The sequence below is a fragment of the Pantoea sp. C2G6 genome, assembly GCF_051336815.1.
Lineage (GTDB): Bacteria > Pseudomonadota > Gammaproteobacteria > Enterobacterales > Enterobacteriaceae > Pantoea.
Genome location: NZ_JBGMNJ010000021.1, coordinates 14,934 through 35,802 on the forward strand (window position 1 = coordinate 14,934; position 20,869 = coordinate 35,802).

Sequence of the window (20,869 nt, forward strand, 5' to 3'; positions counted from 1 at the left end):
AGAATGTGATCTAAATCACTTTTAAGCCAGAGTAAATAATGGAACGACTGAAAGGCATGTCCGTTTTCGCCAGAGTGGTCGAACTGGGTTCGTTTACCGCTGCGGCACGCCAGCTTCATCTGAGCGTCTCCTCAATCAGCCAGATTGTGGCGAAGCTGGAAGATGCGTTACAGGTTAAGCTGCTTAATCGCAGTACCCGCAGTATCGGACTGACAGAAGCGGGCAAAATCTATTATCAGGGCTGTCGCCGTATGCTGGCGGAAGCCAACCAGGTGCATGAGCAGCTCTACGCCTTTAATAACACGCCGATTGGCGTGCTGAGGATTGGCAGCTCCTCCACCATGGCGCAGAACGTGCTGGCTGGCATGACCAGCGATATGCTGCGCGAATATCCGGGACTGAGCGTCAATCTGGTCACTGGCGTACCCGCCCCCGACCTGATCGCTGATGGTCTGGATCTGGTGATTCGGGTGGGCGAGTTAAAAGACTCCAGCCTGTTTTCACGCCGCCTAGGTGCGATGCCGATGGTGGTCTGCGCGGCAAAAAGTTATCTGGCGCAGCACGGCACGCCGGAAAAGCCGGGTGACATCGATAATTTTGTCTGGCTGGAATATAGCGTGCGCCCCGACAACAATTTTGAACTGATTGCGCCGGAGGGACTGGTGACGCGGCTGGCACCCCAGGGGCGTTTTGTCACTAACGACTCCCTGACGCTGATCCGCTGGCTGAAGTCGGGCAATGGCATCGCCTATGTGCCGATGATGTGGGTGATCGATGAGATTACCAACGGCGAGATCGATATTCTGTTTCCGCACTATCAGTCCGATCCGCGCCCGGTCTATGCGCTCTATACGGAGAAGGATAAATTGCCGCTGAAGGTGCAGGTCTGCATCGACTATCTGACCCACTATTTTGAACAGGTGGCCGAGCAGTATCAGCAGCACCGTAAAAATTAACAACCCGCCAGGCGGCGGGTTGTCTGAGTCACATCAGGCGGTGCCGCCGATGGTGAGCTTATCCAGTTTCAGAGTCGGCTGACCTACGCCGACCGGCAGGCTTTGCCCCTCTTTACCGCAGACGCCGACCCCTTTATCCAGCGCGAGATCGTTACCCACCATTGAGATCTGCTGCATCGCCTCGATGCCGGAACCGATCAGCGTCGCGCCTTTCACCGGTTTGGTGATTTTGCCGTTCTCAATCAGATAGGCTTCCGAGGTAGAGAAGACAAATTTACCGGAGGTAATATCCACCTGGCCGCCACCAAAATTCGGCGCATAGAGGCCATACTCCACGCTTTCGATAATATCCTGCGGCGACGATTTGCCCGCCAGCATATAGGTGTTGGTCATGCGTGGCATCGGCAGGTGCGCATAAGATTCACGACGTCCGTTGCCGGTGGGACTCACGCCCATCAGTCGCGCGTTGAGCTTGTCCTGCATGTACCCTTTCAGCACGCCATTCTCAATCAGCATATTGTACTGACCCGGTACGCCCTCATCATCGATCGCCAGCGAACCGCGCAGCCCTTCCAGGGTGCCATCATCCACCACGGTGCAGAGTTCAGACGCGACCTGCTGACCGATTTTCCCGCTGAACACCGAGGTGCCACGGCGGTTGAAGTCGCCTTCCAGGCCGTGACCGACCGCTTCATGCAGCAGCACGCCCGGCCAGCCGGCACCCAGCACCACCGGCAGCGCGCCAGCAGGTGCCGCCACGGCGGAGAGATTGACCAGCGCCATCCGCACCGCTTCCCGCGCCCAGGCGTCGGCGCGCACTTCGCCATCTTCATCGGCGAGGAAAAAGGCGTAACCAGTACGGGCACCGCCGCCGCTGGCGCCGCGCTCGCGTTTGCCCTGATCTTCAACCTGAACGCTGACAGAGAGACGAACCAGCGGACGAACATCCGCGGCCAGCGTGCCGTCGGTCGCCGCCACCAGCACCTGCTCATACACCCCGGTCAGGCTGGCATTCACTTCCTGTACCCGCGGGTCAGCGGCACGGGCCACCCGGTCAACGCGATGCAGCAGAGCAATTTTATCTTCGCGCGTCAGGCTGCTCAGCGGATCAACCGCCGGGTAGAGCGAGCGGTTCATCACCGCAGAGAGGGTGTGCGCCCGGCCATTACCCTGTTCGCGCACAATGCTGCGCGCCGCTTCTGAGGAGAGACGCAGCGCATTCAGCGTGATCTGATCGGCATAGGCGAAACCGGTTTTTTCGCCGCTGACGGCGCGGACGCCCACGCCCTGATCGATATGGTATGAGCCATCTTTAATGATTTTGTCTTCCAGCACCCAGGATTCGTGAAAGCTGGACTGAAAGTAGAGATCGGCATAATCCAGACGACGTTCTGAAAGCTGCCCTAACAGGGAAAATAGGTCCTGCTGATTAATGTTGTTAGCAGTCAGTAACTGCTCACTTACCAGGTTCAGAGTCATCGTTTCTCACTCATTATGTGCTCAGATAATCATAGCCTGCGGTAATTCCGCTACGGCGTCAAATTCACTTGTTATCCGTTTCACGCGGTTTACGCAGCACTTCATTGATTTCGGGTTTATCCAGCGGGCCGCTGATGTGATACCGCAGCAGCGATATTTTGTTCCATAACGGCCCCAGCACTTTGCTGGCGGCGAAAACGGCCGCGCCAACCACCGGATTGATGACAAACGCCGTCGCTACGCCGACCGAGGCGGAGATTTCCGGGGCCACCACCGCTTCCATATCGATCTGACGCCGGACCAGATCAAGATTGCCGCGCATGGCAATGTCCGCTTCCAGCCCATCCACCAGCAGGTTATCGGTGCGCATTACCCCATTTTCGATCCAGGCGGTGCCGTTGATTGAGTCGAAATAGAAGGAGTTGGTAAAGGTGTCGCTGAAGTCAAAACGCAGCTTACGCAGCAGGGCGTCGAAACTGACCAGCCGCAGGATTTTGCCGGCGGTGCCGGTGTTCACATCGGCGATCTGGCCTTTGCCAAAGTGGGTCTTGAGGGTGCCGCTCAGCGTCTCCGCTGAGGGCTGCCAGGGAGCCGAGCGCCAGTGCAGGTCATAATCGATATTAAATGGCGCATCGCGCAGCGGGGTGTTAACCCCAAACCAGTTGGTGGCGTCGTTGATATTCGGCCCTTTCAGCGTGCCTTTCAGCGAGGTGCGCTGATCGTCGGGACGATTAACCCATTCGCCCTTAATTTTCAGCTGCGAACTGCCGGTATCCACCATTCCGTTAGTGAGTGCTAACGTATCTCCTTTCGGTTGCAGTGTCGCCGCCATCTCGCCATATTTCTGGCCCAGTACCCAGCACTCTTTGCAGCGCAGCTGCAAGGCGGGCCACTGGCTGAAATTAATCGTGCGGGTTTTTCCGCCGCGCCCGTTATCCCCTTTAGCCGCGTCGTTATCCCACTGCGGGTTGTAGTAGAGATAATCCAGGTTCACCTGCCAGGGCGCTTTTTCCGCCATGGTCAGCCTGCCGCGCAGCTCTTTCGCCTTCACGCTGACCTGAGCCGGATTTTGTGCCAGCGTCGCCTCGACCTGGTTCCACTGCTGCCCCGCCAGCGTCACCGCCGGACTGCGCAGCGTGATATTGCCTGGCAGGGTAACGCCACCAGAGTGATACCCATCGCTGCCGCCAGACGCGCCCATCGCCCCGGCATCGCCTGCCGCCAGCATCGCTACCCAGGCCTCGCCATCCAGCGCGGGCAGATTCAGCACCATTCCGGCGCTATCGGGCAGAGCGGGGGTTTTCCGCGCCGCGTTCAGCCAGATGCCGCGCTCTACGCGCAGCGTCGGCTCCAGCAGCCAGCGGCTGTTAAAGCGCTGGTCAGCGTTCACGCTGCCGCTGAGGTCGAATCGATGCAGGTCGCCGCTGGCCTTGATAGTGATGGGCATCGCCTGACCCGCTTTTTTGTCGAGCGGTGAAGGTAAGCGACTACTTACTTCCTTTGCATCCCCTTTCAGATCGACATCGTAGCGCGCACCGCCCTGATGCGGCAGGGTGATATTAACCTCACCCTGCCACGGCAGATGGCCGCTAAGCTGACGTTTTACCGCCGCCGGGATTTCGCTGATTTTCGCCGGTTGCCAGTCGCCCTGGAGTCTGACATTGACTCCGAAGTTATCCGGGTTTTCCTGCGTGCTGAAACTGACGCCCATCGGCTGACCAAACCAGTTCGCCCGCAGCACCTCACTTTGCAGATTGCCATTGTCATAACGGAAACGGCCGGTCAGGGCGGTGAGCGTGCTTTTCAGCGGTTTGATCAGCAGCGAATTGTTATGCAGATCGACATTGCCGCGGGCGTGCACCTGCTTGCCATCCAGCGGAATATCCAGATTGAGATGGCCACCGACGTTGCCTTTGATTTGCAGCTGCTCCAGTGCCGCGCCCAGGGAGGCTTTCAGCGGGGTTTGCTGAAAATAGTCCGCGATCTGTTTACCTTCGCCGCTGATGTCGCCATCCACAATCAGCTTCTCTTTCAGGTAGTCAGGGATCACGGCGCTGACGTTACGCGCACCAACCTCCCCCAGCCGGGCAGTCGGGGCATGCATCCACAATCCGTCATTGAGGAAGTTGAGGTCAATATCGAGATTCTCGATCGCTGGCCATTTGGGCTGAAACGCATAGGTCGCCTGGCGCAGCGGCACCCAGACCTGAAACATGCCATCGTTATGTTTAAACGGGAACAGCGCCGGATTACCGGCAAACAGCAGCGTGGCGTTGTCCACTTTACCGCCCTTCACCGCGCCACTCAGGTAGTGGGTCAGCCCGTTCCCCATCAGTGGCACCGGGAAATAGCGCCAGGCATCACCGGCGTCGGTCACGCGGATCCCGGCCAGAATATCCAGCCGAGGTTCGCCACCGCTGTTTTGCTGGTAGCTGAAGTCACCCCGCGCCCAGAGCGAGCGCGCCTGCACATCCAGATCCTCACCCGCCAGCGTCAGGCCATGCTCGTCACGCAGCCAGCGCAGCGCACCGGTCACTCGCTTGATCTCCAGCGGGGCCTGGAACATGTCGCCATAGGGCACGGTCGCCGTCCCCATATCGACACTCACCTGACCGTTGTTAAGGCTGCCGCGTGCTTCCCCGCTTAACCGGCTGATGCCTGGCAGCAGTTTCCAGTGCTGCCAGCTGAAATCCCGCCACTTCACCTGCAACCGGCTCTGTTCCGGCTGCTGCAACGGAATATCCAGCGCCAGGCCATCAATGGTGCCCTGCGGCTGTAGCCGCTGCCAGTTGTCAAACAGCGTTGGTGAGAGCGGCGCAAACAGCGGAATAATCGGCGCGACGTGATTGAGTACCAGCTGTGTGGCGCGCACCCGCACTTCCGCCTGTCCTTCTGGCCCGCGCTTCTGTTTATCTTCAGGACGCCACAACAGCGAGAAGTGCCCGGCAGGCCAGGGCTGGCCGTCGGTGGTGAGGCGGGTCTGCGGCACATTGACCACCCAGCCATTCTGGAAGCGAGAGAGGTGTGCGGTCAGCCCATCGACCTGTAGGCTGTGTCGCCCGGCCTCACCCTGCCAGCTGGCACCGCCCTGGCGCAGCAGCAGATCGCCCGCGTAAATATCGCCATCGCGCAGGTTAACCCAGGCGGCCAGACTAAAGCGGGCGCTATCCAGTCGGGTATTGTCCCGCATCCAGCGGCCCAGCCACGGACGCATATCGACATCATCGGCCTGCATCCAGATGCGGCCATCATTGAGTAAGCCGTTACTGTCGTTGAGATCGAGTCGCACCTGGACCACGCCGTGCTGACCGGTGAAGCTCGACAAACTGACCTCCCCTTCAGCCCGGTGGCGGTTATTTTCATTCACCCAGGTGAGGCGGGGGATCGCCAGCTCAGCGTGCTGACCGGAAGGGGTGCGGAAACCGATGGTACTGTCACGCAGGTCGAAGTGGTCAAACTGTCGCAGAAAGAGTTCGTTGATTTGCGCCGGGCGGAAGCTGTTTTTTTCTTTGTCGCTATCCAGCAGCGGACGAGGGGTGTCGAGATGCAGCTGCCAGAAGGTCAGATCGCGGAACTGCCAGCGCCAGTGCAGCAGAGACTGCCAGACGTCGAGGGCCAGATTGATGCGGGCAATGCTGAGTTTGCCGTTCTGATGCAGATCGACCTTCAGATCGCGCACCTGCAAAGTGGGACCGAAATTTTCCCATTTACCCTGCAACTGGCTGGCGTTGACGGAGACGCCGCTGCGATCGGAGATGAATTGCAGAAGGTTGCTGCGATAGCTGTCGAGATGCGGCATCACCAGACGCAATCCGCTGACCAGCAGCGCGACAATCACGATAATTGCCGCCACCAGCAGTAACAAAATCCTCGGCAACTGCCTCACTCTCGCCTCTCCTTGTCTTCCGTTAACGACGGATAGTTCGTTCTGATACCCGACCGTCTTCAGGCAAAAGCGGTTTAAACGCGCATTTTATCCCGGACAAGGGCGATTTTTAACCCGCCACCCCAGAAATCCGTGCCGGGGCTGGCGTTACATCATCACGACGTCGAACTGCTCCTGGGTATAGAGCGCTTCGACATGCACTTTAACCTGCTTACCCACAAAGATCTCCACCTCGGCCAGCGCATGAGACTCGTCGGTCTTTAGCGCTTCACCGACCGCGGGCGAAACGTAGACCAGGAAGCGGTCGGCATCGTAGGCGTGGTGTACCCGGACAATCTCACGCATCACTTCATAGCAGACCGTTTCGACGGTTTTCAGCGTGCCGCGTCCTTTACAGACCGGACAATCCTGGCAGAGTACATGCTCAATGCTTTCACGGGTACGCTTGCGGGTCATCTCCACCAGCCCCAGCGCCGAGAAGCCGTTGATACCGGTTTTCACCCGATCTTTGCTCAGCGCGGTTTCCAGCGAATGCAGCACCCGCCGCCGGTGATCTTCATTGCTCATGTCGATGAAGTCGATAATGATGATGCCGCCCAGATTACGCAGTCGCAGCTGACGCGCGATCGCCTGGGTCGCCTCAACATTGGTATTGAATATCGTCTCATCCAGGTTGCGATGGCCGACAAACGCACCGGTGTTGATGTCGATAGTGGTCATCGCTTCGGTCTGATCGATGATCAGATACCCGCCTGACTTTAGTTCAACTTTGCGATCCAGCGAGCGCTGAATCTCATTTTCTACGTCAAACAGGTCAAAGATAGGCTGTTTGCCGCTGTAAAGCTCCAGCTTACCAGCCATCTCCGGGATATATTCGCTGGTAAACTCCACCAGCATGTCACAGGTCAGGCGGGAGTCGACGCGAATGCGATCCAGCGCTGCGCCGGCGAAATCACGCAGAATGCGCTGGGCTAAGGCCAGCTCACCGTAGAGCAGACAGCGGGTCTGGTTGCGCTTTTTACGCTCGCTGACTTTGGTCCAGAGCCGTTTCAGAAAAGCCGCGTCCTGCGCCAGCTCCTCTTCCCCGATTCCCTCTGCGGCGGTGCGGATAATAAAGCCGCCCAGATCGTCGCAGTAGTCCGCCACCACCGCTTTGAGACGCTCGCGCTCTTTCTCACTTTCGATCCGCTGCGAGACCCCGACATGCGACGCGCCTGGCATAAAGACCAGGTAGCGCGACGGCAGCGTGATGTCAGTGGTGAGCCGCGCGCCTTTGGTGCCGAGCGGATCTTTCACCACCTGCACCACCAGATCCTGCCCCTGGCGCACCAGCTCGGCGATGTCCCGCACCACGAAGTTTTTCTTCTCGTCACCCGCCACACATTCGGTGTGCGGCATGATGTCAGAGGCGTGCAGAAAAGCGGCTTTCTCCAGCCCGATGTCGACAAACGCCGCCTGCATCCCCGGCAGAACCCGGCTGACGCGGCCCTTGTAGATGTTACCCACGATGCCGCGCCGCGCTTCGCGCTCTATGTGAATTTCCTGCAATATGCCGCCATCAATGTAGGCAACACGTGTTTCAGAAGGCGTGACGTTAACCAGTAATTCAGCCGTCATGTTGACCCCTTACCGCACGCAGTGACTGAAAATGGTTGAGTAACTCTTCGGTCTCAACCAGAGGGAGTCCCACCACCGCGTGATAGCTTCCATTAATTTTACGGACAAAGTTTCCGCCTTTGCCCTGAATACCGTATGCACCCGCTTTATCCATTGGCTCACCGGTGGCGATATAGTCGTCGATGTCGGTCGCGGTTAAGGTGCGGAAGGTCACATCGGTGGTGACAACACAATCGAGCGCCTGCCATGCATCTGCCAGCGCCACGGCGGTCATCACCTGATGGGTATGGCCGGAGAGTTTACGCAGCATGGCGCGGGCATCATCGGCGTCGCGCGGTTTTTCCAGCACCTCGCCATTCAGCACCACAATGGTATCCGCGCCCAGTACCGGCAGATCGCGCGTAGCCAGTCTGACACCCGCCTGCGCTTTATCGTGCGCCAGACGGCGCACGTAGGTTTCTGCCGCTTCACCTGGCTGACGCTGCTCTTCTACGTCAGTGACGATGCGCTCAAAGGACAGGCCAAGTTGAGTCAGCAGCTCACGCCGACGCGGTGAACCGGAAGCAAGATAGAGGGTTACCATAAATTTCCTTATTGAACAGCGAACTGACGACGAATTTTTCTCATAAGTAAGAATAGCCAGGGCCAGAGAATCCCGTCGACAACACTGCTCCAGAAAATTTCAGGTCGGAATGAAACGTTGATCACCAGGAATTCAGCCCAGAAGACAATCACATCCGTCGCCAGTGACAGCACCATAACCATTAACGCTTGCTGCCACAACGCTAAGTTGCGGAATAACTGGAACTTAAAGGCAATCAGATAGGCGATGATACTGAGCGCCAGCGCGCGCACGCCGAGCGTTGAACCGGCAATCAGATCCATAATGGCACCCAGCACGAATCCGCTGCCGACGTTAACCCGATGCGGCAGGGCCAGCACCCAGTAGATGAGGATCAGTAACAGCCATGAAGGCCGGAACATGTAAATCTGTTCCGGCCACGGCATGATCTGAAGGACAAGGGCAACCAGGAAAGAGAGCCAGATAACCCAGCGCCCCTGACTTCGATAGCGACTCAAGGCTGGCCCCCGCGCGATCGCGATGAGCCTGTGCCCTGCCCGCTGCTGCTGGTCGACGGCGCGGGCGGCCCCATCTGAGCGGCGGGCGCAGGCGGTCCCATCTCACCGGCGGGAGGTAGCACCTGCGGCATCATCTGCATCAGACGTTCGTTCGCCACGCGATGCACTTCATCCTGCGGCAGCGGCATATCGCCATTGCGATCGGCCCCCCACAGTAGCAGCAGGTAACGCAGACGTTGCAGACCGGCGGTCGGATGCGCCTGAATCACTGTGTAAGCGCGCTGAGTATCGACTTTCACCGATGACACCACGCCCACCGGATAGCCTTCCGGGAAGCGGCCACCGATGCCCGACGTCACCAGCACATCACCCACCCGAATATCCGTATTGCCCGGCAGATGTTCAAGCTGGAGATCTTCATTACAGCCATTGCCGGCGGCGATCACCCGGATGTCGTTACGCAGCACCTGAATCGGCAGCGCGTGCGACGCATCACAGATCAGCAGTACCCGGCTGGTCAGTTGTCCGACCGCAATCACCTGGCCGACCACCCCTTTATCGCTGATCACCGGCTGACCTTCATAGACACCGTTCACGCTGCCTTTGTCGATCACCACCTGATCGGTGTAGGGGTCGGTGCCGGTCGAAATGACCTGCGTCACCATCTTGTGCTCATCCTGACGCAGCGGTGAACCCAGCAGTTCACGCAGGCGGGCGTTCTCCTGCTTATATTGCCCCAGCATCAGCAGGTTACTGTTTTTCAGGAAGAGCTCACGACGTAATGCTTTGTTCTCCTGCTCAAGCTGCTGACGCGACGCCAGCGACTCCGACACGCCATCCAGCAGCTGACGTGGCCCATTGGCCAGGAAGTAAAACGGACTGACCGACGTATCCAGATAGTTGCGTATTTGGGTAAACGACCCTACACGGCTGTCAGCAATGATGATGGCGATCGCCACGACAACGGCCAGGAAAAGACGCAATTGCAGGGAGGGTCCCCTGCTAAAAATCGGCTTCATATAATCTGCGTAATCCTCGACGACAGGTAAGGAAGACACGGCACAACACCGCGCTTCCCTGGGCTGGACGCACTATACCGGCACAGATGGTAGCCGTTCACGCGCCACTCCCTGCGCATGATCATGACGTTCTCAGCCGGTTGAGGCAATTATTCTTCGCTGAACAAATCGCCGCCATGCATGTCGATCATTTCCAACGCTTTGCCGCCACCGCGAGCCACACAGGTCAGCGGATCTTCAGCGACAACCACCGGAATGCCGGTCTCTTCCATCAGCAGACGATCCAGATTACGCAGCAGCGCACCACCGCCGGTCAGCACCATGCCGCGCTCAGAAATATCAGAGGCCAGTTCCGGCGGACACTGTTCCAGCGCCACCATCACCGCGCTTACGATGCCGGTTAACGGCTCCTGCAATGCTTCAAGGATTTCATTGGAGTTCAGCGTAAAGCCGCGCGGCACACCTTCTGCCAGGTTACGTCCACGCACTTCGATTTCACGCACTTCGTCACCCGGATAGGCGGAACCGATCTCATGCTTAATGCGCTCTGCCGTCGCTTCACCAATCAGTGAACCGTAGTTACGACGCACATAATTAATAATGGCTTCGTCAAAGCGATCGCCACCGATACGAACCGATGAGGAGTAGACCACCCCGTTCAGCGAGATCACGGCAACTTCTGTGGTACCGCCACCAATATCCACTACCATTGAACCGGTCGCTTCAGACACCGGCAGGCCAGCACCAATCGCGGCGGCCATCGGCTCTTCAATCAGGAAGACTTCACGCGCGCCTGCGCCCTGAGCGGACTCACGAATCGCACGACGTTCAACCTGCGTGGCCCCAACGGGTACGCAGACCAGCACACGCGGGCTGGGACGCATAAAACTGTTGCTGTGGACTTGCTTGATGAAGTGTTGCAGCATTTTTTCGGTGACGAAGAAGTCGGCGATTACGCCATCTTTCATCGGGCGAATCGCTGCGATGTTGCCTGGCGTACGGCCGAGCATCTGTTTGGCGTCATGACCCACGGCCGCGACACTTTTCGGTGAACCGGCACGATCCTGTCGAATAGCGACCACGGAAGGCTCGTTCAGCACGATGCCCTGTCCTTTTACATAAATCAGGGTATTCGCGGTACCCAGGTCAATGGACAAGTCATTGGAAAACATGCCACGAAATTTTTTAAACATACTAAGGGATAATCCTGCAAGCTGGGGGCGGAAAATAAAATCCGCTTACTTTACCAACCACACGAAGCTGCCACAAGGCGCAAAAACGTTCTGCTTCGGTGAAAAAAGAGGCCTGATTGCGTTTAAGTCATCTGAACCGGCTCTCTGAAACAGCAGAATGGCGACAAGACGCCATCGTCAACGGTTTTCACTCTTTGCCGTCCCGTCGTGTCCGACATAAAATCTAACATTTCCGGCGCGGCTGAGCAGGTCTGGCCGCCGTTCAAGGGTAAAAAAAGAGCCTGTCGCCCTCACTCACCTCGCAATCCGCTAAATCCGGTAGCGCTGGGAATACTTCTTCACGTTACTGTTTACCGGTAGCGAAGGAGCAAAGAAGTCACCCTGCCCGCCCGCGACGCCCAGCGCCACTAAGGTCTGCCACTCCGCTTTGGTGCGCACCCCGGTCGCAAACACTTTAGTATGCGTCGATTTACACACTTCCAGCAGGCTCTGAACAAACAGCTGATTTTCGGTACGCCGCTCAATGTTACGCACCAGACCGGCATCCAGTTTGATCAGCTCCAGCGGCAGCTGACGGATATAGGCGCTGCTCACCACGGTTAAACCCGCCTGGTTGACCGCAATGCGGCAGCCAAATGCGTTAAGCGCACGGAATACGGGCGTTAAACCATTGATGTGTTGACAGACATCTGCCTCGGCAAGTTCAAATAAAAATCGTTTTCTTTGCGCTTTGGGACATTGCAGCAGCATGCGCTGAAGCCAGAGGACAAAAGAGCGTTGCAGCAGCGAGTTGATGGTCACCGGGATCACCAGCGTCTCTTCCGGCCAGAGTTCCGAGAGCGCCGCGATGCGCGTCAGCAACTGGCGATCCCAGCTGTCAGCCATGCCAAGCTGTTGCACCAGCGGCATATATTCCGCCGCCAGTACCTCTTTATCGCCGTCAAAGATGCGGGTCAGCATCACCCGATGCTGCACTTTGCCGTCAATATTCACCGTGGGCTTCTGATAGAGCCGCGGCCCGCCACGGCTCAGCGTATTCTCCAGCAGGGTTCGCCAGCGCACGCTGCCCCGCCCGGCATCCTGCGGATTTCCCGCCCCATTGGTCCAGTTGTTGCCGCCCAGCAGCGCCGCGCGTCGCGTCGCCATTTCAACATTCTCCATCACCTGTGGCACCGTCTGCCCGCTGTGCCAGGCGCTGATACCGATATGGATCAGATCATCGCGGTTGACCAGACGCATCGGCGGCAGCGAGTCAACGGCGTTGATCAGTTGATCGGCAATGCTGTTAGCCTCTTTCAGGCTGCGGTGCGGCAGCAGTACGGCAAAATCACTGCGGAAATAGCGCGCCAGCAGCGCGCCGGGATAGCGCAACACAAAGGTCGAGAGCATGTTGACGAAGTTATAGAGGTACTCCTCCCCCAGTCCCGGATCCAGCCGCTCATGGAGCGTATCGAGATCGGGCAGGCGGATCATCATCACCACGCCGTGGGTGCCGACATCCTCCTGATCCTCCAGTAACGTGGCGAGCTGGTTGTCAAAAAACAGGCGGTTGTTCAGGCCGGTGCGCCCATCCTGAGCGGCAAAGGTGCGGATCAGGGTATCGATACGCAGACGCTGCTCACCCGCTTCCTGCAAATCGGAGAGCAACAGATCCAGCGCGCGGCTCGCCCTCGGTGGCCACTCCTCCACGTGGCGTCCTGGCATGATCCTGCGTTCACCCGCGAGAATCGCTTCCGCCCGCGCCTCCAGCAGCTCCATGCCGCGCCACTGACGGCTGAGCCAGCGGTGCATAAGAAACAGCAGCAGACTCATCACCAGCATGACGGTCAGCAGAATGCCCAGCGTCGAGGTGCCGGTGATTGAGCGCAGCCAGGTTTTCGCCGGATCAAGGATGATGACCCGCAGCTGTAAGCCGGTCTGGTGCATTAACGGCACATCCAGCTGGATATAACGATTGGGCTCGTCATCCAGCATCTGATTTTCGTGACGGGAGAGCGTGAGAAAGGTCTGGCGGCCGTTGTGCAGTCGAAGCTGCTCGGCGTTGATGATCGGCATCATGCGCCTCAGCCAGCTATGCATCTCTGCGGGCGTCTGGGTGAACATCGCCTGGTCCACTTCGGTGGCCAGTACCTGCGCCCGATATTCAACCCGTTGCTGGCTGAACCAGAACACGCTGCATGCGCAGCCTGCCAGCATCAATACGAGTGCCAGGAGGCTAAGAAAGGTAATAAACGCAGATAATTTTGTGGTTAATCGCATCCCTGTGCCTGTGTTACTGCGGTGATCACCGAATCACCCCAACCTTGTACCGTCAGCCTGACGAAAACGCGAGCAAAATAGCATAATTTGCGTCTGCGGGCAGTGCTAAGAATTCAGAAGCGGAAGTATATCCTCGCGCTATCCTGACCGATGTTGATCCCGCTACTTTTCGGTGCATTCTCATCGCATCGGGCAACCAGGAAATTTCACATTTTCACAGCGAAAGTGGCTGACATCAGTAATAGTCATCATGCTGGATAATACGATCCCGTCTGGAGAAGGCACCATGAAGCGCAAATCCTGTCTGACCGAAGCCGACGTAACGCCGGAAAGCATCTTTAATATGAAGCGCCGTCAGGTGCTGAAAACGCTCGGCCTGAGCGCGGCGGCCGTGGGCATGCCGGGCGTGGCGAATGCCGATATTCTCAGCTGGTTTAAAGGCAACGATCGCCCACCGGCTCCGGCGGGTCGGGCGCTGGATTTTACTAAACCGGCGCAATATCAGGCCGACCTGACCTTAACGCCCGCCGACAAAGTCTCCGGCTATAACAACTTCTATGAGTTTGGTCTTGATAAGGCGGACCCGGCCGCCAATGCCGGTACGCTGAAGACCGAGCCCTGGAAACTGACGATTGATGGCGACGTGGCGAAGCCGATCACGCTGGATATGGATGACATCTTTAAACGCTTTGCCATGGAGCAGCGGATCTATCGCATGCGCTGCGTCGAGGCCTGGTCGATGGTGGTGCCCTGGGTCGGCTTTGAGCTGAATAAACTGCTTTCGCTGGCGGAACCCACCAGCAAGGCGCGCTTTGTGGCGTTCCAGACCCTCTACGATCCTGAACAGATGCCGGGCCAGAAAGATCGATTTATTGGCGGTGGCCTCAATTATCCCTATGTCGAAGGGTTACGGCTGGATGAGGCGATGCATCCGCTGACGATACTGACCACCGGCGTCTATGGCAAAGCGCTGCCGCCGCAGAATGGCGCGCCGATCCGGCTGACCGTGCCGTGGAAGTATGGCTTCAAAGGGATTAAGTCGATCGTTAAAATCACCCTGACGGCTAATCAGCCGCCTACCACCTGGAACCAGATTGCCGCTGACGAGTATGGTTTTTATGCCAATGTGAATCCGCATGTCAATCATCCGCGCTGGTCGCAGGCCACCGAACGCTTTATTGGTCCGGGGGGCGCGCTCAAGGTGGAGCGTCAGCCAACGCTGCTGTTTAACGGCTATGCCGACCAGGTCGCCTCGCTCTATCGTGGTCTGGATCTGCGGGAGAATTACTAAGTGGTGCGCCTGTCGATAAAACAGATCACCTGGCTTAAGGTGATTCTGCATCTGGCGGCATTTTTGCCGCTGGTCTATCTGGTGCTGGCGGCGATGCAGGGCGGACTGAGCGCGGATCCGGCAAAAGATATTCAACATTTCACCGGGCGCATGGCGCTGAAACTGCTGCTGGGTACGCTGCTGGTCTCACCGCTGGCGCGTTACGGCAGGCAACCGCTGTTGATCCGCACCCGTCGCCTGCTCGGCATCTGGACCTTTGTCTGGGCCTCACTCCACCTGGTGAGCTACTACCTGCTGGAATTAGGCGCGGATAATCTGCGTCTGCTGGGCAGTGAACTGATTTCGCGGCCCTATTTAACCCTGGGGATTATCAGCTGGCTGGTACTGCTGGCCCTGGCGCTGACCTCGTTCCAGCGCGCGCAGCGTCAGCTGGGCAAACGCTGGCAAACCCTGCATAACGCCATCTATCTGGTGGCTATCCTGGTGCCGATTCACTATATCTGGTCGGTAAAAGTCCTGTCACCCCAGCCGGTTATCTATGCGCTGCTTGCGGCGATACTGTTAGCCTGGCGTTACAAAAAATTCCGCAAATGGTGGCCCCGCTAGCGCCTGACCCGTTGTTTTCCTCTCCGCTTTTCTGATAAAAGATGTGGCCCGCGGGCCACATCCGATCATCTTCGCAGATAAGACCAGTATTTTGCTGCGAAATGACACGAAACGGATATAATGCCCGGCTTTATTGCACGTCGGATCGCCTTTTTCATTCTGAAAGGTGACAAATGATGATTCGCAAGGTATTTTACGCGATGCCTCAATGATTGCGGGAGATGGCAGCAAGATGGCGCATAAATTACATATTCTGCTTTTGAACGGACCCAACCTGAATCTGTTGGGAACCCGTGAACCTGAGAAGTATGGTCATACCACGCTGCGTCAGATCGTAGACGATTTGAAACGTCAGGCAGACCAGCTGAATGTGGAGTTAAGCCACTTACAGAGCAACGCTGAATTTCAGCTGATTGATCGCATTCATGAGGCCAAAGGCAATGTGGATTATATCATTATCAATCCTGCCGCGTTTACCCATACCAGCGTCGCACTGCGGGATGCCCTGTTAGCCGTGGACATTCCGTTTATTGAGGTTCATCTCTCAAATGTGCATGCCCGCGAGCCCTTCCGCCATCACTCCTATCTTTCTGATGTCTCTGCTGGCGTAATTTGTGGTCTCGGCGCTGACGGCTACACATGGGCTTTACAAACGGCAGTAAAACGCCTGTCTCAAACTAATTAATCAAACTGAGTACGGAACCCCACTCATGGATATTCGTAAAATTAAAAAACTGATCGAACTGGTTGAAGAGTCTGGCATTTCTGAGCTGGAAATCTCCGAAGGTGAAGAGTCCGTTCGCATCAGCCGCGCACCTGCAAATGTGGGCTACCCGATGATGCAGCAGGCTTACGCCGCGCCAGCACCACAGCCTGCGCTGGCCACCGCGGTTGCCCCGGTTGCCGTTGCGGAAGCCGCACCAGCTGAGATCAGCGGACATATTGTGCGTTCCCCAATGGTGGGTACCTTCTATCGTACGCCGAGCCCGGACGCAAAAGCCTTTGTGGAAGTGGGCCAGAAAGTCAACGCCGGCGATACCTTGTGCATCGTTGAAGCGATGAAAATGATGAACCAGATCGAAGCTGACAAGTCTGGTGTGGTGAAAGCCATTCTGGTCGAGAGCGGTCAGCCGGTCGAATTTGACGAGCCACTGGTTGTCATCGAATAACGGGGCGGACCATGCTGGATAAAATTGTTATTGCTAACCGTGGTGAGATTGCGCTGCGCATTCTGCGTGCCTGTAAAGAGCTGGGCATCAAGACTGTCGCGGTACACTCAAGCGCGGATCGTGACCTGAAGCACGTGCTGCTGGCGGACGAAACCGTCTGCATCGGCCCGGCGCAGTCAGTCAAAAGTTATCTCAACATCCCGGCGCTGATCTCGGCTGCCGAGATCACCGGCGCGGTGGCGATTCACCCGGGCTACGGCTTCCTCTCTGAGAATGCCGATTTTGCTGAACAGGTTGAGCGCTCTGGCTTTATCTTTATCGGTCCGAAAGCGGATACCATTCGCCTGATGGGCGATAAAGTCTCCGCGATCAACGCGATGAAGAAAGCTGGTGTACCAACCGTACCAGGCTCTGACGGATCGCTGACCGATGATATGGAAAAGAACCGTGCCTTTGCCAAGCGCATCGGTTATCCGGTGATCATCAAAGCCTCCGGCGGCGGCGGCGGTCGTGGTATGCGCGTCGTGCGCAGCGACAAAGATCTGGAACAATCCATCAACATGACGAAAGCGGAAGCCAAAGCGGCTTTCAACAACGACATGGTCTACATGGAGAAGTATCTGGAGAATCCGCGTCACATCGAGATTCAGGTTCTGGCCGATGGTCAGGGCAACGCCATCTATCTGGGTGAGCGCGACTGCTCCATGCAGCGCCGTCACCAGAAAGTGGTGGAAGAAGCGCCAGCACCAGGCATCACGCCGGAACTGCGCAGCTTCATCGGCGATCGCTGTGCCAAAGCCTGTATTGAGATTGGCTACCGTGGTGCCGGTACGTTCGAGTTCCTGTATGAAAACGGCGAGTTCTACTTCATCGAGATGAACACCCGTATCCAGGTAGAACATCCGGTCACCGAGATGATCACCGGTGTCGATCTGATCAAAGAGCAGCTGCGTATCGCAGCGGGCCAGCCGCTGTCGATCAAACAGGAAGATGTGATCATTCGCGGTCATGCGGTCGAGTGCCGTATTAACGCCGAAGATCCGGTCTCCTTCCTGCCAAGCCCGGGTAAAATCACCCGCTTCCACGCGCCAGGCGGTTTTGGCGTGCGCTGGGAGTCGCATATTTACTCAGGTTACAGCGTGCCGCCTTACTATGATTCAATGATTGGTAAGCTGATCACCTATGGCGAAACCCGTGACGTGGCCATCGCCCGCATGAAAAACGCGCTGGCGGAACTGATCATCGACGGTATCAAGACCAATATCGAATTGCAGATGAAAATCATGTCCGACGAAAACTTCCAGCAGGGTGGCACCAACATCCACTATCTGGAGAAAAAACTCGGCCTGCACGAGAAGTAGTCGCAACGCTGAGTTAGTCTGAGGCCGGTTAATCCGGCCTTTTTCTTTTGCCGCTGGCGTTAAGGTTGAATCATGGATGCTCGTTTTATACAGGCACATAAAGAGGCGCGCTGGTCACTCTATCTGACCCTGCTCTGGCTCGCGGTCTGGGGGCTTTCTGCCTGGCTGGGTGGCACCGCAACCGGCATTACCGGGCTGCCGCGCTGGTTTGAACTCTCCTGCGTTTTCGCGCCTCTGCTGTTCATTTTCTTGTGCTGGCTGATGGTGCGCGTGGTGTTCCGCGACATGTCGCTGGAGGATAAAAATGAACGTTGAAATTATCCTGCCATTATTAATTTATCTGCTGCTGATCGCGGCGCTGTCGGTCTTCGCGGTGCGCAAACAGCGTCAGGGCAACTTCCTGACCGAATATTTCCTCGGCAGTCGCTCAATGGGCGGCTTTGTGCTGGCGATGACCCTCACCACCACCTATATCAGCGCCAGTTCGTTTATCGGCGGGCCTGGTGCCGCCTATAAATATGGTCTGGGATGGGTGCTGCTGGCGATGGTGCAGGTGCCCGCCGTCTGGCTCTCGCTGGGTGTGCTGGGGAAGAAATTCGCTATTCTGGCGCGCAAACATAACGCGGTGACGCTGAATGATATGCTCTATGCCCGTTATCAGAGCCCGTTGTTAATCTGGCTGGCGAGTCTGAGTCTGCTGGTCGCCTTTATCGGCGCTATGACGGTGCAGTTTATCGGCGGTGCGCGTCTGCTGGAAACCGCTGCGGGCATCCCTTACGACACCGGCTTGCTGATTTTTGGCGGCACTATCGCGCTCTATACCGCTTTCGGTGGATTCCGCGCCAGCGTGCTCAACGACGCGATGCAGGGTATCGTGATGCTGATCGGCACGTTTCTGCTGCTGTTCGCGGTGATCCATCAGGCGGGCGGGCTGAGCAGTGCTGTTGAAAAGCTGCATACGATTGATCCAGCTTTACTGTCACCCCAGGGGCCGGGCGAGATTATTACGCCGACCTTCCTCAGCTCCTTTATCGTGCTGGTCTGTTTCGGGGTGATTGGCTTACCGCATACCGCCGTGCGCTGTATCTCCTATAAAGACAGCAAAGCGGTGCATCGGGCGATTATTCTGGGCACCATTGTGGTGGTGATGCTGATGCTGGGGATGCATCTGGCGGGCGCGCTGGGCCGGGCGATCGTACCGGATCTGACGGTGCCGGATCGGGTGATCCCGATCCTGATGATCACCGTGCTGCCGCCGTTAGCGGCCGGGCTGTTTCTGGCCGCGCCGATGGCGGCAATTATGTCGACCATCAACGCCCAGCTGTTACAGGCGTCGGCCACGCTGATCAAAGATCTCTATCTGCGGGTGGTCCCGCAACAGATCGAGAACGAGAAGCGACTGCGTCGCCTCTCTGGCACCATTACCTTCGCGCTGGGCCTGCTGCTGCTGTTCGCCGCATGGAATCCGCCCGATATGATTATCTGGCTCAACCTGCTGGCCTTTGGCGGCCTTGAAGCGGTGTTCCTCTGGCCGCTGGTGCTGGGGCTTTACTGGGAACGTGCCAATGCCGCCGGTGCCATCACCGGCATGGTGGTGGGCGGCGGCTGCTACGCTTTGCTGGCCAGCCTTAACCTACAGATTCTGGGTTTCCACCCCATCGTGCCCTCCCTGCTTTTAAGCCTGCTGGCATTCCTGGTGGGCAACCTGTTTGGACGCGCGCCGCAGACCTTCGACGCGCCGCAACATTGACCGTAAAGAGAGACGATATGCCCTGGATTCAAATCAAAATTAACAGCTCAGGTGAGCACGCGGAAACGCTGAGTGATGCACTGATAGAGATCGGTGCGGTGTCAGTGACCTTTCAGGATACTCACGATACCCCGGTGTATGAGCCGCTGCCGGGCGAGACCCGCCTGTGGGGCGACACCGATGTCATCGGCCTGTTTGACGCGGAAACTGACATGGCTGCGGTCACCCACGAACTGGCGCAGCATCCGCTGCTGGGTGCAGATTTCCGCCATAAGATCGAACAGATCGAAGATAAAGACTGGGAACGGGAATGGATGGAAAACTTCCATCCGATGCGCTTTGGCGAGCGTCTCTGGATCTGCCCGAGCTGGCGCGATGTGCCGGATCCCGATGCCGTCAACGTGATGCTCGATCCGGGCCTGGCGTTCGGAACCGGCACGCACCCGACCACCTCACTCTGCCTGACCTGGCTGGATGGGCTGGATCTGACGGGTAAAACGGTGATCGACTTCGGCTGTGGCTCCGGGATCCTGGCGATCGCCGCCCTGAAGCTGGGGGCGGCTCAGGCAATCGGCATCGATATTGATCCGCAGGCTATTCAGGCCAGCCGCGATAACGCCGAGCGTAATGGCGTTGCAGATCGTCTCTCGCTCTATCTGCCCCACCAGCAGCCGGAAAATTTGCAGGCCGATGTGGTGGTGGCGAATATCCTGGCAGGTCCGCTGCGTGAGCTGGCGCCGCTGATCAGCGTGCTGCCGAAGTCTGGCGGCCACCTCGGGCTATCCGGGGTGTTAGAGAGCCAGGCAGAAAGCGTTTGTGAAGCCTACCGCGATCAATTCGCGCTCGATCCGGTTGCGGTAAAAGAGGAGTGGTGCCGGATTACCGGGGTTAAAGCCTGACTCCAGCCTCTGGCTCAGCCGTCTGCGCGCGGTCACTACCGCCATAAACCGGCCTGACAGAACATTCAGCCAGCCCGTGGTGTAAGCTGCGGGCTTTCTGACCCTGAACCGGATGCTTGTATCGTTAATCACGGCATGTGACGTTTTTTATCTGGCTATTTGGCGTACTTTTCTGGAAAAATTTTTGTTCACAATTTCATCATTAAAGATTAACTGGCTGATATTTATCGTTATTTAATTCAGGACCTGCTGATCGCCCGGATTTCATTGATCTTTCTTGCTGATTGTTCAAAGTTTGGCCTTT

The 20,869-nt window shown here is 57.4% G+C and carries 17 protein-coding genes; 9 read left to right on the plus strand and 8 right to left on the minus strand.

From position 1 onward, the window contains the following. The first annotated feature begins 38 nt into the window (after nt 1–38). Nucleotides 39–956 carry an HTH-type transcriptional activator AaeR gene (aaeR, locus tag ACCW71_RS19470; RefSeq protein WP_436374219.1) on the plus strand — a complete coding sequence of 306 codons (918 nt, stop codon included), beginning with the start codon at nt 39–41 and terminating at the stop codon, nt 954–956. A 33-nt stretch (nt 957–989) separates the two neighbouring features. Here the strand turns inward: aaeR and tldD are convergent, their stop codons facing one another. The 8 genes from tldD to csrD form a co-directional block, all read right to left on the minus strand. Continuing rightward, the gene (gene tldD / locus ACCW71_RS19475) at nt 990–2,435 is read right to left on the minus strand and encodes a metalloprotease TldD (protein ID WP_436374221.1); all 1,446 of its coding nucleotides are present in this window, start codon (nt 2,433–2,435) and stop codon (nt 990–992) included. A 64-nt stretch (nt 2,436–2,499) separates the two neighbouring features. After that, entirely contained in the window at nt 2,500–6,321 is a 3,822-nt protein-coding gene (yhdP, locus tag ACCW71_RS19480) for an AsmA2 domain-containing protein YhdP (protein WP_436374223.1), read from the minus strand. A gap of 147 nt (nt 6,322–6,468) precedes the next feature. Next, nucleotides 6,469–7,938, minus strand: coding sequence for a ribonuclease G (gene rng, locus ACCW71_RS19485; RefSeq protein WP_436374224.1), 1,470 nt, complete (start codon nt 7,936–7,938; stop codon nt 6,469–6,471). Next, nucleotides 7,928–8,521: a Maf family protein gene (locus ACCW71_RS19490; protein WP_436374226.1), complete on the minus strand. Its 594-nt coding sequence runs from the start codon at nt 8,519–8,521 to the stop codon at nt 7,928–7,930. Before ACCW71_RS19490 ends, rng begins: the two co-directional genes overlap by 11 nt. 8 nt (nt 8,522–8,529) lie before the next feature. After that, on the minus strand, nt 8,530–9,018 hold the full coding sequence (mreD, locus tag ACCW71_RS19495) for a rod shape-determining protein MreD (protein WP_436374228.1): 489 nt from the start codon (nt 9,016–9,018) through the stop codon (nt 8,530–8,532). Beyond that, the gene (mreC, locus tag ACCW71_RS19500) at nt 9,015–10,037 is read right to left on the minus strand and encodes a rod shape-determining protein MreC (protein WP_436374230.1); all 1,023 of its coding nucleotides are present in this window, start codon (nt 10,035–10,037) and stop codon (nt 9,015–9,017) included. Before mreC ends, mreD begins: the two co-directional genes overlap by 4 nt. Before the next feature lie 149 nt (nt 10,038–10,186). Further along, entirely contained in the window at nt 10,187–11,230 is a 1,044-nt protein-coding gene (gene mreB, locus ACCW71_RS19505; RefSeq protein ID WP_003855260.1) for a rod shape-determining protein MreB, read from the minus strand. Between the two features lie 309 nt (nt 11,231–11,539). After that, nucleotides 11,540–13,489 (minus strand): RNase E specificity factor CsrD, encoded by a 1,950-nt coding sequence (gene csrD / locus ACCW71_RS19510; protein ID WP_436374232.1) that lies wholly within the window; start codon nt 13,487–13,489, stop codon nt 11,540–11,542. A gap of 286 nt (nt 13,490–13,775) precedes the next feature. On the opposite strand from csrD, the gene msrP reads away from it, so the two are divergent. From msrP to prmA, 8 genes are all read left to right on the plus strand, one after another. Next, nucleotides 13,776–14,780, plus strand: coding sequence for a protein-methionine-sulfoxide reductase catalytic subunit MsrP (msrP, locus tag ACCW71_RS19515; RefSeq protein ID WP_436374234.1), 1,005 nt, complete (start codon nt 13,776–13,778; stop codon nt 14,778–14,780). Between the two features lie 3 nt (nt 14,781–14,783). Beyond that, nucleotides 14,784–15,386: a protein-methionine-sulfoxide reductase heme-binding subunit MsrQ gene (gene msrQ, locus ACCW71_RS19520; protein WP_436374236.1), complete on the plus strand. Its 603-nt coding sequence runs from the start codon at nt 14,784–14,786 to the stop codon at nt 15,384–15,386. A gap of 232 nt (nt 15,387–15,618) precedes the next feature. Then, the gene (aroQ, locus tag ACCW71_RS19525) at nt 15,619–16,071 is read left to right on the plus strand and encodes a type II 3-dehydroquinate dehydratase (protein WP_436374255.1); all 453 of its coding nucleotides are present in this window, start codon (nt 15,619–15,621) and stop codon (nt 16,069–16,071) included. Between the two features lie 25 nt (nt 16,072–16,096). Further along, the gene (accB, locus tag ACCW71_RS19530) at nt 16,097–16,555 is read left to right on the plus strand and encodes an acetyl-CoA carboxylase biotin carboxyl carrier protein (RefSeq protein WP_436374238.1); all 459 of its coding nucleotides are present in this window, start codon (nt 16,097–16,099) and stop codon (nt 16,553–16,555) included. Nucleotides 16,556–16,566: 11 nt separating this feature from the next. Further along, nucleotides 16,567–17,916, plus strand: a complete 1,350-nt coding sequence (gene accC / locus ACCW71_RS19535; RefSeq protein WP_436374240.1) for an acetyl-CoA carboxylase biotin carboxylase subunit — start codon at nt 16,567–16,569, stop codon at nt 17,914–17,916. A 72-nt stretch (nt 17,917–17,988) separates the two neighbouring features. Then, nucleotides 17,989–18,231, plus strand: a complete 243-nt coding sequence (locus tag ACCW71_RS19540) for a YhdT family protein (protein WP_436374241.1) — start codon at nt 17,989–17,991, stop codon at nt 18,229–18,231. Continuing rightward, nucleotides 18,221–19,666, plus strand: a complete 1,446-nt coding sequence (gene panF / locus ACCW71_RS19545) for a sodium/pantothenate symporter (RefSeq protein WP_436374243.1) — start codon at nt 18,221–18,223, stop codon at nt 19,664–19,666. Before ACCW71_RS19540 ends, panF begins: the two co-directional genes overlap by 11 nt. A gap of 17 nt (nt 19,667–19,683) precedes the next feature. Beyond that, nucleotides 19,684–20,565, plus strand: a complete 882-nt coding sequence (gene prmA, locus ACCW71_RS19550; RefSeq protein ID WP_436374245.1) for a 50S ribosomal protein L11 methyltransferase — start codon at nt 19,684–19,686, stop codon at nt 20,563–20,565. The last annotated feature ends 304 nt before the right edge of the window (nt 20,566–20,869 follow it).